The sequence below is a fragment of the Massilia phosphatilytica genome (assembly GCF_977014125.1).
The window spans coordinates 1-13,842 of record NZ_CDRNIL010000047.1; the positions used below are offsets into that span (position 1 = coordinate 1).

Here is a 13,842-nt window from a genome sequence, read left to right on the forward strand (position 1 = left end):
TGATATCGCTAAGGTTAAAAACGAGGAGTTAGTTGGATGATCCAGCACCTAAGGTTAAAACGAGGAGTTAGTTGGATGATCAGACCTTCTCCCGTCAATGCTTCGTGAAGCGCGGGGCGATCCTCCACCTCGCATGGCGGGCGTGAACGTGGTCGACAGTGTCTCGTGTGCTTAGCGGCAGCACGCTGACCAACGAGGAGATGTGTGCCGCATTATCGAAATAGCAACGGCCTTGAACTACACCGTCAACGCAGCCGGCCAAAGCCTTCGCTCGGGGCAAAATGCGCACCATCGGCGAGCTATTCCCATCGATCCGGTCTCAGGATCATGTTTCCTCATCCGCTCGGCGCATCGGACTGCCCTCACCGAATGGGGACACCGCCGCTTTCGCGCATCGACGCCTGCAGCACCTCGACTGTCAGCTCTTCGATACCTGCGGATGGATGGGATCATCCTATTGGTATGCGCCATCACGGCCGGCTGAACCCAAATCGCTGCTCGAGGCATTCTGCTCATCATTCCTGGGGAGCGCAACTACCGAGCAATCAAAGTATGCAACCGTGACACTGCCTTGGCTGGAGAACTGGCAACAACTGCTCGATTTCGGTGCGTGATGGAATTGCTTTCCTAGCGATAGGTTCCGAATACGGGTTACGCTACGACGGCTACATGAATGCGCACTTAGCTCACCGACACTATTCCGTTTAGGCCTGAACAATCCAGAAGAGATTGAACTAAATGCCACTTGAAGTATGGATTTGACGGCGTGTTTGCCGCTAGCGGACGTTGCCGCAATGAGCCTATTTTCAACCTTGCTTCGCGCTGGAGTACGCGTACCGGAACACGTCCTCGTGGCCGGCTACGACGACATTGGCCCAGCCGCCTATACCCATCCTTCTCTTACCACCATTCGCCAGCCAAATCCATGAAGCGGGACAAAGCGCTGGTTGACGGACTGATCAAAAAAGCAATTGGAGGGGAGGCAGCCCAACTGCTTCGTCATTGGGAATCGACGCGGTGTTAGTCACCACGGCGGCGCGGCGTGCCGAAAGTGCCGGAACGACCCGTTGTGCTCCTTACGGTCAATGCGATAGCCCATCAGGGAGTGGCACGGCACCACAGGAACAGGACGGCATGACCCGGCCCCCACAGAAGTCCCAGCAGCTGACTACCTGCCTCGGACAACTGCGGCGCCTCTGCAGCTTTCTCAGCCCCTTTCAAGCCGACAAGGGAAAGCATCATGCCGGCCAGCAATCGACCCCATCCCAATCGCTGCCTTCGACGCAAACACGACCGAGCTGTAGTACAAACCTTCGCAGCGCGTGCCGAACTGGTATTCATGCTCGCCGATTGAATCGGCGAGCATGGACTGAATACCGATGAACGGGCAATGCCGAGCTCAAACCAGATACGACTGACATGCCACAGATGATCGTTACCAACGGAATGCTGTCGAGCAGTCCCAACTTAATGAGTATCACGGGCAGCCCTTGGGCAACCCCGACCATGATCACGCCGATCAGCATGCCGGTACGTTTTTCGGCTTTATGATAGAGCAGCGCCGCGAAGGGAATGCCGATGAACATCCCGACTTGCATCGCAAGTACAGGTGCCTGGGTTTGATCCGTAGCGAGATGCCAGTAATATTTATATGCGTACAGGCTCAAGGCTTGCATGCTGCCGCCTGACCAGACAAAGCACAGACAGGTCGCGAAGAGCAGGACAAACGAACGGTTCCTTACAGATCACGTACTGTTGGAACCGTAGTCTGATGGATTCCGGCGACACGCCCTGCCCGACTCCGGGCCGCCATCTTCCAGATTCCAGCAATGCAAATAACCCCAGCGACAAGCACGACACCGGCCAGAAGCAGGCCCAGTTCCGAGTAAGCGGGTGCGCTTGACATCTTGCCCGCGCCCTTGAAGATCAGCTGAAGGCCGGCACGCACGCAAATGAGCCGAAATCGAAGTAGCGTCCGCAGACGGAACACCCTGACTGTGCGGCTGAATTTACTGTCAGCTCAGCGGTCAAAGATGAATACGGCAACGCGAGAAATGTAAAGTCCTGATGCGGAGCCAGATTCGCGCCGAGCGCGCATACCAGCGTCACCGTGCTGCCGTATCCGGTCGGAATAGCGAACAAGGCCCAGGCGGCAACGACCAGATAGTTCGGCAGAGCGCCGATCATGAAAGGCAAGCGCCGCCCCCAGCGCGATTGAAGGCGATCGGACGCCGATCCGATCAAGGGGTCAGCAATCGCGTCGACGACTAGGGAGATAAACAGGACTGTACCGGCAATAGCCGGGTCAAGACCGCACACGTTTGTCAGGTAATACAGGAGAAATGTGGCAGCTACCAATGTAACTGCCGCCTCGACCGCTTGCCCGCTACCAAACATCAGCTTTTGCATAATGCTCAGACGGCGGAACAGCTGGCACGGCGACCGGCAAAACCGTTTCCATCGGTTCGTTCATTACGCTTGCTCCCTGGCCGGTTTAAGCTCATGCACTATCAGGTTCGTTCGGGTTGGCAGCTAGGGCAAAACTCCTGAACCGTGAGATCACTTCGTCAAACGCCGCCTGCGCAGCGGGGACGATTCCGCTCACATGCGCAAAACCATGGGTCAGGTGCGGATATGCGATCAGCTCAGTTCGAACGCCGGCGGAGATCCGGAGTGCGTGGTGATTGCCGGCGACAGTGCCGGTGGCAATTTGGCTGCCGCGGTTACGATCGGACTTCGTAACGAGGCTGCAAGTGCAGATTCGGTGAGCCCGGGGCCACATCAGATCAAAGCGCAGCTTCTGCTCTATCCCGCTACCGATTTGCGTGACGTTGCCCTGACAAGTGAGTCGTGCCTGGCCGACCGTGACCCTACGCTGCGAATGGCAATGATGGAAGAATGCCGGACAGCCTATCTCCAAGGTCAATCTGCGGACGACTGGCGGGTATCACCGCAAGCTGCTGACCTCCGAAGTCTTCCTCCGGCGCTCGTCGTTGTGCTCGACGTCGATCCATTACGCGATTCCGGCATTAACTACGCCAAGAGCCTGCAAGCCGCCGGCGTTCGAACTGAGCTGATCGCATATCCGCACCTGACCCATGGTTTTGCGCATGTGAGCGGAATCGTCCCCGCTGCGCAGGCAGCGTTCGACGAAGTAATCTCACGGTTCAGGAGTTTTGCCCTAGCTGCCAACCCGAACGAACCTGATAGTGCATCAGCTAAACCGGCCAGGGAGCAAGCGTAATGAACAAACCAATGGAAACGGTTTTGCCGGTCGCCGTGCCAGCTGTCCGCCGTCTGAGCATTATGCAAAAGCTGATGTTTGGTAGCGGGCAAGCGGTCGAGGCGGCAGTTACATTGGTAGCTGCCACATTTCTCCTGTATTACCTGACAAACGTGTGCGGTCTTGACCCGGCTATTGCCGGTACAGTCCTGTTTATCTCCCTAGTCGTCGACGCGATTGCTGACCCCTTGATCGGATCGGCGTCCGATCGCCTTCAATCGCGCTGGGGGCGGCGCTTGCCTTTCATGATCGGCGCTCTGCCGATTCTGGTCGTTGCCGCCTGGGCCTTGTTCGCTATTCCGACCGGATACGGCAGCACGGTCACGCTGGTATGCGCGCTCGGCGCAAATATCGTTCTGCGCGTGGGGACTTCATGCTTCGCGTTGCCGTATTCATCTTTGACCGCTGAGCTGACAAGTGATTACAGCGAGCGGTCGAGTATTGCGGCATACAGAGCGTTCTTCAATTTTGTTGGCGCCGTTGCATGCGTGTTGCCGGCCTTCCAGCTGATCTTCAAGGGCGCGGGCAAGATGTCAAGCGCACCCGCTTACTCGGAACTGGGCCTGCTTCTGGCCGGTGTCGTGCTTGTCGCTGGGGTTATTTGCATTGCTGGAATCTGGAAGATGGCGGCCCCGAGAGTCGGGCAGGGCGTGTCGCCGGAATCCCATCAGACTACGGTTGCCAACGATTTGCGTGATCTGTTAAGGAACCGTTCGTTTGTCCTGCTCTTCGCGACCTGTCTATTGTTTCTTGTCGTCAGCGGCAGCATGCAAGCCTTGAGCCTGTACGCATATAAATATTACTGGCATCTCGCTACGGATCAAACCCAGGCACCTGTACTTGCGATGCAAGTCGGGATGTTCATCGGCATTCCCTTCGCGGCGCTGCTCTATCATAAAGCCGAAAAACGTACCGGCATGCTGATCGGCGTGATCATGGTCGGGGTTGCCCAAGGGCTGCCCGTGATACTCATTAAGTTGGGACTGCTCGACAGCATTCCGTTGGTAACGATCATCTGTGGCATGTCAGTCGTATTTGGTTTGAGCTCGGCATTGCTGTTCATCGGTATTCAGTCCATGCTCGCCGATTCAATCGACGAGCATGAATACCAGTTCGGCACGCGCTGCGAAGGTTTGTACTACAGCTCGGTCGTGTTTGCGTCGAAGGCAGCGATTGGGATGGGGTCGTTGTTGGCCGGCATGATGCTTTCCCTTGTCGGCTTGAAAGGGGCTGAGAAAGCTGCAGAGGCGCCGCAGTTGTCCGAGGCAGGTAGTCAGCTGCTGGGACTTCTGTGGGGGCCGGGTCATGCCGTCCTGTTCCTTGTGGTCGTGCCACTCCTGATGGGCTATCGCATTGACCGTAAGGAGCACAACAGGATCATTGCGGCACTTTCGGCACGCCACGCCGCCCGATCCAACTAACGCCGCGTCGATTCCCGAATGACGAGCTCGGTGGGCAGCACGATAGATTGGGCTGCCTCCCCCTCCAATTGCTTCATCAGTCCGTCAACCAGGCTTTGTCCCGCTTCATGCATTGGCTGGCGAATGGTCGTAAGAGAAGGATGGGTATAGGCGGCTGGGCCAATGTCGTCGTAGCCGGCCACGAGGACGTCTTCCGGTACGCGTACTCCAGCGCGAAGCAAGGTTGAAATAGCTGTCATTGCAGCAACGTCGCTAGCGGCAAACACGCCGTCAAATCCATTCTTCCGAGTGAGCATTGATTCAATCTCTTTCTGGATTGTTCCAGGCCTAAACGGAATAGTGCGGGTGAGCGCAGGGTCGACCAGCAAGCCGCGCTTTGCATGCGCATTCATGTAGCCGTCGTAACGTAACCGGTATTCGGGAAGTTCTGTATCGCCTAGGAAAGCAATTCGTCGCGCACCGAGATCGAGCAGATGTCCTGTTGCCAGTTCTCCACCAAGGGCATTGTCCGTGCCGACGGTTGCATACTTTTGGTACGGTAGTTGCGCTCCCCAGATGATCAGCGGAATGCCTCGAGCAGCGATTTGGTTCAGCCGGCCATGATGGCGCCATTGCCCAATCAGGATAATCCCATCCGTGCGGCCGGTATCGAAGAGCTGACTAGTTGCGTCGAGGTGCTCAGCATCAATGCGCGAAAGCAGCATGTCATAGCCCCGTTCGGTGAGGGCATCTGCGATACCGCCGAGGAGCGAAAGAAAAAACGGGTCGGAAACATGATCCTGTGAGACCGGATCGATGGGAATAACTACGCCGATCGTGCGCGTTTGCCCCGAGCGAAGGCTTTGGCCCGCTGCGTTGACGGTGTAGTTCAAGGCCGTTGCTATTTGGATGATGCGAGCACGCGTCTCCTCGTTGGTCAGCGTGCTGCCGCTGAGCGCACGAGACACTGTCGACACGTTCACGCCCGCCATGCGAGCGATGTCGGACATCCGAGGTCGCCCCACCGTTGGCGAAAGACCTTGAGCAGGAATATCTGTACGTGGGCGGCGTGGCATGGGGCAGGAAGTTCGGTTGATAAAGAAGTCATTATATATCAAGCCACGGAGGTATCTGCAAACGATTGCAATAAAGCGGCGACGTGTCTATAATTTCTCGTGCAGTCTAGCTAAATCGCCTCTCACAATCGTTTGCAAAATAAGGCCTACTCCGCATGCGCAACAAAGTACAATTGATCACCTACGTCGATCGCTTCGGCGGCAAAACCTTGTCCGATCTGGAGGCGCTGCTCGACGGTCCACTCGCAGGTGTTTTCGGTGGCGTCCACCTGTTGCCGTTTTTCGAAAAGATCGATGGCGCTGATGCCGGGTTCGACCCTATCGATCACACCGTGGTAGACCCTCGGCTGGGTGACTGGGACAGTATTCGCTCGCTTAGCGCCAAAGTGCCTTTGATGGCTGACGTCATCGTGAACCACATGTCGTCCGATTCCCCGCAGTTCCAGGATTATTCGGAGAACGGTTCCGAATCGGAATATAACGGGCTGTTCCTCGCTATGGACACGGTATTCCCGCTTGGCGCCACCGAACAAGATCTGCTGACGGTTTACCGTCCTCGCCCAGGTCTTCCGTTCACGATGGTCACTCTTAAGCATGGGGAGTCACGGCTACTCTGGACAACATTTACGCCGAAGCAGATCGATATCGATGTACGCCACCCTCAAGGCGAAGCGTATTTGCAGGGCATCCTAGAGCGGCTGGCGGCTGCCGGCGTCACGATGGTGCGTCTTGACGCGGTCGGCTATGCCATTAAGAAGGCGGGATCGAGCTGCTTTATGCTCCCTGAAACCTTTGCCTTCATCGACGCGTTCGCGGCGAGCGCCCGCAAACTAGGCCTGGAAGTCTTGGTCGAAGTGCATTCTTATTACAAGCGTCAAGTAGAGATCGCCCGACGCGTAGACTGGGTCTACGACTTCGCCTTGCCGCCTTTAGTGTTGCATGCACTGTATTTTGGTTCGGCCGCACCGCTGTGTCGCTGGATCGAAGAGCGCCCAACTAATGCGATCACCGTGCTCGATACGCACGATGGTATCGGCATTATCGACATTGGCGCCGACAAATCGGCTGCACATGCACCGGGGTTGGTGCCGCCCGACGAACTTGATCTTCTGGTCGAGACAATCCATCGCAACAGCGGAGGGGCAAGCAGGGCTGCGACCGGTGCGGCCGCTTCGAATCTTGATCTCTACCAAGTAAACTGTACTTTCTTTGATGCCTTAGGCTTAGACTGCGGTGCCTACTTGATCGCGCGCGCAATCCAGTTCTTCCTGCCCGGTGTCCCTCAGGTGTATTACGTTGGCGCCCTTGCTGGCGTTAACGACCAGGCGCTACTCGCCAAAACTGGAGTGGGCAGGGATATCAATAGGCGTTACTACGACCGAAAGGAAGTTCAGGACGCCCTTGCGCAGCCGGTTGTATCTGAACTCATCCAACTAATCAAGCTGCGAAATTCGCACCCAGCATTTTGCGGCGAGTTCGCGGCGTCCCGGCTGGACGAGAGTGTCTTGATGCTCTCTTGGACCAAGGGAAGCGACTGGATTCAGCTGAGCGTCGATCTGGGCCGCTGTGCAGCTACGATTACCACATCAGAGGGCAAGTCGATTTCATATCAGACCGACGGCATGCTAAAACGGGCCGCGCTGCCACAACAGTCGGATCACCTGCAATGCGCAAGTTCGGAGACGCTGTGACTTCATTGCCTCAGTTCGTCGCCGCGGGCGAAGCTCTCACAGATCTCCTAAAAACTGGACCCGATACATGGGCGAGCCGAGTAGGCGGTTCCACCTGGAACGTCGCTCGCGTTGTATCTCGGCTAGGTATGGCAAGCGCGTTTGCCGGCGCAGTCAGCCGCGATGTGTTCGGCAAAGACCTTGCAATTGCCAGCGCGCAAGCAGGACTGGACCTACGTTTTTTGCAAGAGATCGAGCGCTCGCCGCTGCTGGCCGTTGTTCATGAGCTCGACCCGCCAGAATATTTCTTCGTGGGTGACGACAGCGCGGATCTTCACTTCGACGCCAATTTGCTTCCTGCAGGCTGGCAGCGCTGTGCAAAGTGGGTGCATTTTGGCGGGATCAGCCTGGCACGCCAACCTCTGGCCGAGCACCTAATCAACATGGCAGCGTTATTGAAAAGGGAGGGGGTAGCGATCAGTTATGACCCCAATTTCCGTTCTCTCATGGATGAAAGATACGACCCGACCCTACAGCGCATGGCAGCGCTTGCGGATGTGATCAAAGTGTCGGATGAGGATTTACGCGGATTATTTCGCTGCGATGATGCTGAACAGGCGTTTGGCCGCCTACGCGGCATGAACCCGAACGCCATTTATCTGTACACCCAAGGCGCGAACGGCGCACAGCTTCATCATGGACCAGATGCTTGGCACGCACCAGCGCCGGGCGCGTCGTCGTAATGGACACAGTCGGCGCGGGAGACGCAAGCATGGGTGCATTGCTGTATAGCCTCTCCAATACCCCATCCTTCGATGGCGAAGAGCACCTACGGTTTGCCGTGGCTGCCGGAGCAGTTGCATGCACGAAGAGTGGTGCCACACCTCCCGTCGCTCGAAGAGGTCGAGGCGCTGATGCGAAAATTGCCGTTGGGCATCGACGATAACGCAGAGACCGTTCGAATCACAACATAGCCGCGGCCGCAGACTTGCGTCAGCTCTCAAAGAAGACGCGGGAGCCGCACATCCTCACGCTACCCAACGACCTCGGCTTTTCGTCGTCATAGCAAACGATTGCAAACGAGACGCATCGCCGAGTCAATACAGTTGAAAAAATATTACTAAATTGCTCTGTACTGCGTATTTCCAACGAATTTTCCTTAAAACCTGACACGTATTTCGATTTTCTCTTGCCTCGGGCACCTTCGGTGCTATTATTCCTCTGAACCTATTACAATCGTTTGCAAAAAAGGAGACTGCTGGTTATGACATCTAAAACTATCGTGACGGGTTGTGCATGGCTCGATCTCGTTCTGTATGCCCGCGTTCGCGCAACAAGACAACGCCGTCCCAACTCCGCCTGCAACCTCCGGCAGCAACTGAGACTGCAAAACCGGCGTCCAAGGCCGACGATGCGGGGCCTCAACAGGTCGTAGTATCTGCCAGTAAGAGCCGTCCGCAGATCCTGGTGGAGGCGCCTATGTCGATCCAGGCATTCACTGGGAAAGAGTCTGTTAGCAAAAACATTACCAATATTGATGCGCTTGTCACGGCCGTCCCGGGCGCATCCCAGGGCGAACAGTTGGGTGAATTCATCCGTACTTATTCAATTCGGGGTTCGGGTGCTGGTGGCGGCGTTGGCGATGCATTGGTTGGTTACTACATCGACGAGACGCCATATGTGATTCCGAACTTCCAGATGGCGCCACCAATTCGTCTCCTGGATATCGCTCAGGTCGAAGTACTCCGCGGGCCATACGGCACCTTGTACGGACAGGGAGCCATGGGCGGGACAATGATTTTCAAAACGAAAAATCCGAGCCTGAACAAGATTACTGGCGATGTAGAGACATATATTGCTAACGTGGATGGCTCGAGCAAGCTAAGTTATGGCGCCGCTGCTGCAGTGTCGATTCCACTGATCGAAGACAAACTCGGTTTGCGAATCAGCGGTGGAGGTGACTCGCGTGCCGGCTACGCCGATGTCTATAGTGGTGCCGCGACGGGTACTCCGCGAGCTACAGATGCCAACAAGATGCACAAGAGCGATGCACGTATTGTTCTGTATTGGGTGCCCAATGAGGATTTTAAAGCGCGCCTCCAGTATATGCATTTTGGCGGCAACCAGGACTACAGCCAGCAGATGAGTTCCGTCAACCCTTCCTACTTTTCCAACTGGGGCAATGTTCAAGGGAATGAAAAAACTAAAAATGACCTCTACAGCTTGACCGTTGAGTATAACCTGGGTTTCGCTACGGTTACGAGCGCGACCGGCGTGATGGAGTTCGATACCTCGTATCTTTCGGCATTGTCGATTCCTGGCCTAAATCCGGGACCACTTTTCAATAGCTATAACGGCAACAGTTTCACGCAGGAAGTGCGGTTGGCATCTAATTCTTCCGGACCATTGCACTGGGTCACTGGCTTCTACTATAACAACGCCAAAAATCGCTTTGGTTACGACGTTAATCTTCCGATCCTTCACGTTATTGGTGCAAACACTACTAAAACCCGTAACAAGTCAGTGTTTGGTGAGATTAGTTATGACCTGTTCGACGGAAAGCTCGTGCCTTTGATTGGTTTGCGCCAATACAAGGATAACCGCAGCTTCACGAGTGAACAGTCCACTCCGAAAGCACCCACCACATCGGGCAACGCGTCGCCGAGCGTGACCACTTGGCGAGCAAATGTAGCCTATCACCCCGATACTCAAACCACCGTTTATCTGAATGCCGGTACGGGATTCCGAAGCGGTATCACGCAATCGCAGTTGCAGGTTAGCGCGCTTGGGGCCGACAACATTATCGAAAGCACCGCACTGTCTCCTGATCGCGTGCGGAACCTAGAGATTGGTGTTAAAGGTAATTTGCGCGCCGCACGAGTCACATATGAGACCAATCTGTATAAGCTCCAGTACAACGGGCTGCAAACTGGACTTACTACGTCGACTGGTATTGCCGCTTTCGCGTCTCTGGGCAACGCAACCGTGAAAGGCATCGATGTGGCCGTACAGTGGGCGCCGTTGCGAGGACTGAATCTCGGCCTTTCTGGCGATATTAATAGAGCCGAGTATAACGACGTTAATCCTCTGGTTGCGCGCGGCATTGGAACCGTTGTTTATTCAGGCGCGCGGCTGCTGAATACCCCGCGATTTACCGCCCGACTTGACGCTAATTATTCGCGTCCTGTAAATGACGTTTGGACGGCGTACGTCAACGGGTCGATTGCACGCAGCGGCTCGCGCATCAACCAGTTCGGCAACGAAACCGAAATTTTCAATCTCGTCGATGCCAACATTGGGTTGCGCAGCAAAACGTATGAGATCGAGCTCTACGGTCAAAACCTGAGTGATGCACGAGGTCCGTGGTTCATTCGTCAGCCTGGCATTATTGGCGGACCTGTTCCACGCACGATCGGTATCCGCGGGCGCTACCATTTCTAAGCTCAATTAGCGATTTGACGAAGTCATTCGTGACTTCAACGGAGGAGCGCGGTACGCCGCGCTCCTCAGCATTTGTCACTCTCGAAAAGCAATGCTCGTACCGCAAAAAGTGTGGCCATCTTTTCGCTATTCGGTCAAGTCAGTTGACGGGTCTGAAGAAGAGTGAGGCAAACGAAGTCGGTCGAATGAGTAAGGCCGGCATCAAGCCGTCGGATTCGTTCGAGCCGCACCGCGTTCGATGGGATGGGCGGATGGCGTGGCCAACCGATTAGTCGACCACATCCAGAAAGTGCTACGGTTGCCTAATTGACTAAGGTGTCTTGGTCAAGACATCTGCGATCGCGGCTGCGGTAGCGTGGGCGCCGGCGAACGTGGGATGGAATGCGGCGCCTTGCAATGGCCGGGTTCCGTTCACCCATGGGGCCGCACTGCATGCGTCATGGCCGATCGAAAGAGACGCAACATCGACTAGGATCCCGCCTGCGCTCTCGACGGCGGCACGTGTGACATCGGCCAGCTTACGGCCGACTGCTCCCATCAGGTTAGCCTGTTCGGTCGTAATGCCGAGCGCTTCGCATTTACTTTCACCTGGAACGATTTCTGGATAAGTGACGACGACCACCTTGGCACGAGGGGACCGCCTCCGTATTTCGCGAATCGTCAACTCCATGTTGGTGCGCAAGAAAGCGAAGTTTCGATCGCTCACGGGCTTAGCGCCTTTCCAAAACAGACTGACAATCGATCCTGTCACGCCACCTCGGTTGGTTCGAGCCATGGCGTCAAGATCGCCGATATAGTTGACGTCGTTGCCTCCCGAAGTCAGGGTCACCAAGCGTGTATCCGGGCCTAGCGCATCGATTTGTGGCCCCATGCCTAGCTGGCCACCATGCAGCACGTGCGAAATTGTCGAGCCGGCAGATGACATGTCGGTGAACGTTGGTACCTTAAGTAAACGGGCTAGTTGCTGAGGGTAACCATTGATGGTCCGCCCGGAAACGAGTGGACTGCCTGGTGCTCGCACACCGAGCCCTAGGCCGGAAGCAAACGAACTGCCAAGCGCCACGTAATAGGTATTTGCGACCGGGGGGCGGCGATTTTGGTAGACAACAATGGCGCTGCCGACGGCGACTGCGCTGGCAAGACCAACTACTATCCATTTTGCTGCGCGCCTGCCATTCGATTTGCGACTACTAGTAGTTTTATCGTTGGTATTCATAGTCTCTACTTGGGCTGGGTTAACTATAGGTCACGGGCATTGACTCTCGTCCCGCACTCTCGGTAAATCGCATAAACAAACGATTGCAAAAGTAGTAAATTCTAGCACTATACGTGCGTCCTGCACGCGCATTGTGCTGCTAACTGTCGAGTCCCGTTTGATCGTAGACGCGTTTGATGAATAGTTCCGGCCGCTTCTTCTGCCATTCCTTGAGTGCCAGGATGGGCGTTTTGGCGTCAAGTGCGCGCTGCGGAATGTGGTGGTTGTACAGCTTCAAATAGTTCAGCAAGGTCGTCTCCAGGTCCGCCTTGCTGTCGAAACGGGTTTGCTGCAGCAGTTCATTGATGCGGCCGTTAAAACGCTCGACCATGCCGTTCGTTTGCGGATGGCGCGGTGGCGCCAGGCGATGCTCGGCGGCGATAGCGGCGCAGGCCTCATCGAAGGCGTGCTTGCCGCTGGGCTTCTTGTCCTTGGTTGTGAAACGGTCGGTAAATTGTGAGCCGTTGTCGGTCAGGATCTTGCTGATTCTGATGGGCGAAGCCTGTTTGAGCCGACGCAGGAAATCGACGCTGCTTTTCTCCGTCATGTCGCCGTAGATGTGCATGAAAACCCAGCGCGTGGCGCGGTCGATGGCGACGAACAGGTAGCGGCGCGAGGTCTCATCCGGCATCTGCGGCAGGTACTTGATGTCGATGTGGATGAAGCCGGGTCTCGTAGTCCTTGAAGGTCTTCTTCGGTGCGATGGTTTCGCCCTCGGCCGTCGGGATCACGTCTTCCAGGCGCGACATGCCTTCGCGCTTGAGCAGGCGCGCGATGCCTGAGCGCGACACCTCGGGATTGATGTACTGCCGCGTGATGAAAAGCAGATCATCGAGCGGCAGGTAGAGCGACTGGCGCAGCGCCAGGACGATGGCTTCCTGGGCTGTGCTCAGCGTTGTATGCAGCGTGTGCGCGCGATGGGAACGGTCCTGTACATCGTCACGCTTGAGCCACTTCGCGGCCGTCGACCGCGTAATGCCGAAGACCTTTGCCGCCTGACGATCGGACAGACCTGAATCCTTGATCTCCTGCCGGACTTTCGGGGTGGTGCGCGCTTGCGGATGGATGCGTGAACTCATGCTGCGGACTGCTCCTGTTGCGGTTGAATGCCGGGACTGCTGAACCCAGCAATCAAGTCACCCAGCATAGCCCTTGCACGAAACAAAGGCCAGCTACGACGAGGAAGATGATCGCACGAAACTAAACAGCTAACTTCAGCACTCTCCCCACATTTGTCGCTCAAGAGGATTGTGAGGAGCCCATCGCGCTGCTATCATTGGGCGCTATATTGCAAACGATTGCATAAATCGTCGGATTTGATAACGTTCTGCGGCGTCAGGCGGGCGTCTCGTCTTGGTATTGGACGTCGCGGAGCAGGGAAGAGGAGGAGATGTCGGTGTCCAGTAGGGCACGGACTTCTAATGCCGGTAACAATCAACGAGTCAGACAGGCATCTATTCCTCACGTTGGGCGGCCGCCAGGCGCTCTCAAACCTTTACCGAAGCAACTCAATGACTTCTTCGATAGCGCAAGACCAGGGCTCTGTCCTGGACATAATTATCTTCGGCGGCATGGGGGACTTGGCCATGCGCAAGCTTTTGCCTGCCCTGTACATGGCCCACCTACACGGAAACTTGCCATCTACGAGGTGCTGGATCATCCAACTAACTCCTCCGTTTTAACCTTAGCAATACGTAACTGAACGAGTAGAACGACA

Annotated in this window: 8 protein-coding genes and 4 pseudogenes; 7 read left to right on the top strand and 5 right to left on the bottom strand. The window is 55.9% G+C overall.

Going from position 1 to position 13,842, the window contains the following annotated elements; all coding sequences use genetic code 11:
* The first annotated feature begins 752 nt into the window (after window positions 1–752).
* Window positions 753–929: a substrate-binding domain-containing protein gene (locus ACWNCF_RS01845; protein ID WP_449405811.1), complete on the top strand. Its 177-nt coding sequence runs from the start codon at window positions 753–755 to the stop codon at window positions 927–929.
* A gap of 408 nt (window positions 930–1,337) precedes the next feature.
* On the opposite strand, the pseudogene ACWNCF_RS01850 reads toward ACWNCF_RS01845, so the two are convergent.
* Window positions 1,338–1,730, bottom strand: a pseudogene (locus ACWNCF_RS01850) (MFS transporter); the annotation flags it as partial.
* 196 nt (window positions 1,731–1,926) lie between these two features.
* Window positions 1,927–2,409: an MFS transporter gene (locus ACWNCF_RS01855; RefSeq protein WP_449405812.1), complete on the bottom strand. Its 483-nt coding sequence runs from the start codon at window positions 2,407–2,409 to the stop codon at window positions 1,927–1,929.
* Between the two features lie 196 nt (window positions 2,410–2,605).
* On the opposite strand from ACWNCF_RS01855, the gene ACWNCF_RS01860 reads away from it, so the two are divergent.
* Together ACWNCF_RS01860 and ACWNCF_RS01865 are read left to right on the top strand one after the other, a co-directional pair.
* Complete coding sequence (locus tag ACWNCF_RS01860; protein WP_449405813.1) at window positions 2,606–3,244, top strand: alpha/beta hydrolase fold domain-containing protein; 639 nt, start codon at window positions 2,606–2,608, stop codon at window positions 3,242–3,244.
* The gene (locus ACWNCF_RS01865; protein WP_449405814.1) at window positions 3,244–4,704 is read left to right on the top strand and encodes an MFS transporter; all 1,461 of its coding nucleotides are present in this window, start codon (window positions 3,244–3,246) and stop codon (window positions 4,702–4,704) included. The genes ACWNCF_RS01860 and ACWNCF_RS01865 overlap by 1 nt, the downstream gene beginning before the upstream one ends.
* On the opposite strand, the gene ACWNCF_RS01870 is transcribed toward ACWNCF_RS01865, so the two are convergent.
* Window positions 4,701–5,759 carry a LacI family DNA-binding transcriptional regulator gene (locus ACWNCF_RS01870; RefSeq protein WP_449405815.1) on the bottom strand — a complete coding sequence of 353 codons (1,059 nt, stop codon included), beginning with the start codon at window positions 5,757–5,759 and terminating at the stop codon, window positions 4,701–4,703. The two genes, ACWNCF_RS01865 and ACWNCF_RS01870, sit on opposite strands and share 4 nt — an antisense overlap.
* Window positions 5,760–5,914: 155 nt before the next feature.
* On the opposite strand from ACWNCF_RS01870, the gene gtfA reads away from it, so the two are divergent.
* The 3 genes and pseudogenes from gtfA (at window position 5,915) to ACWNCF_RS01885 (ending at window position 10,870) form a co-directional block, all read left to right on the top strand.
* Window positions 5,915–7,450 (top strand): sucrose phosphorylase, encoded by a 1,536-nt coding sequence (gtfA, locus tag ACWNCF_RS01875; RefSeq protein WP_449405816.1) that lies wholly within the window; start codon window positions 5,915–5,917, stop codon window positions 7,448–7,450.
* Window positions 7,426–8,403: pseudogene (locus ACWNCF_RS01880) on the top strand (carbohydrate kinase family protein). Before gtfA ends, ACWNCF_RS01880 begins: the two are co-directional and overlap by 25 nt.
* A 505-nt stretch (window positions 8,404–8,908) precedes the next feature.
* A complete protein-coding gene (locus ACWNCF_RS01885; protein WP_449405817.1) occupies window positions 8,909–10,870 on the top strand; it encodes a TonB-dependent receptor in 1,962 nt (653 codons plus the stop codon).
* 310 nt (window positions 10,871–11,180) lie between these two features.
* Here ACWNCF_RS01885 and ACWNCF_RS01890 read toward each other — a convergent pair whose 3' ends face one another.
* A complete protein-coding gene (locus ACWNCF_RS01890) occupies window positions 11,181–12,086 on the bottom strand; it encodes an SGNH/GDSL hydrolase family protein (RefSeq protein ID WP_449405818.1) in 906 nt (301 codons plus the stop codon).
* Window positions 12,087–12,225: 139 nt separating this feature from the next.
* Window positions 12,226–13,204, bottom strand: a pseudogene (locus tag ACWNCF_RS01895) (IS481 family transposase).
* Window positions 13,205–13,636: 432 nt separating this feature from the next.
* On the opposite strand from ACWNCF_RS01895, the pseudogene ACWNCF_RS01900 reads away from it, so the two are divergent.
* Window positions 13,637–13,768 (top strand): annotated as a pseudogene (locus ACWNCF_RS01900) (hypothetical protein); the annotation flags it as partial.
* Window positions 13,769–13,842 lie beyond the last annotated feature (74 nt).

Bases quoted from the DNA above. Each gene is read 5' to 3' on its own strand.
- ACWNCF_RS01855 (WP_449405812.1), bottom strand. From the start codon at position 2,409: ATGCAAAAGCTGATGTTTGGTAGCGGGCAAGCGGTCGAGGCGGCAGTT.
- ACWNCF_RS01845 (WP_449405811.1), top strand. From the start codon at position 753: ATGGATTTGACGGCGTGTTTGCCGCTAGCGGACGTTGCCGCAATGAGC.
- ACWNCF_RS01860 (WP_449405813.1), top strand. From the start codon at position 2,606: ATGCGCAAAACCATGGGTCAGGTGCGGATATGCGATCAGCTCAGTTCG.
- ACWNCF_RS01865 (WP_449405814.1), top strand. From the start codon at position 3,244: ATGAACAAACCAATGGAAACGGTTTTGCCGGTCGCCGTGCCAGCTGTC.
- ACWNCF_RS01890 (WP_449405818.1), bottom strand. From the start codon at position 12,086: ATGAATACCAACGATAAAACTACTAGTAGTCGCAAATCGAATGGCAGG.
- gtfA (WP_449405816.1), top strand. From the start codon at position 5,915: ATGCGCAACAAAGTACAATTGATCACCTACGTCGATCGCTTCGGCGGC.
- ACWNCF_RS01870 (WP_449405815.1), bottom strand. From the start codon at position 5,759: ATGCCACGCCGCCCACGTACAGATATTCCTGCTCAAGGTCTTTCGCCA.
- ACWNCF_RS01885 (WP_449405817.1), top strand. From the start codon at position 8,909: ATGTCGATCCAGGCATTCACTGGGAAAGAGTCTGTTAGCAAAAACATT.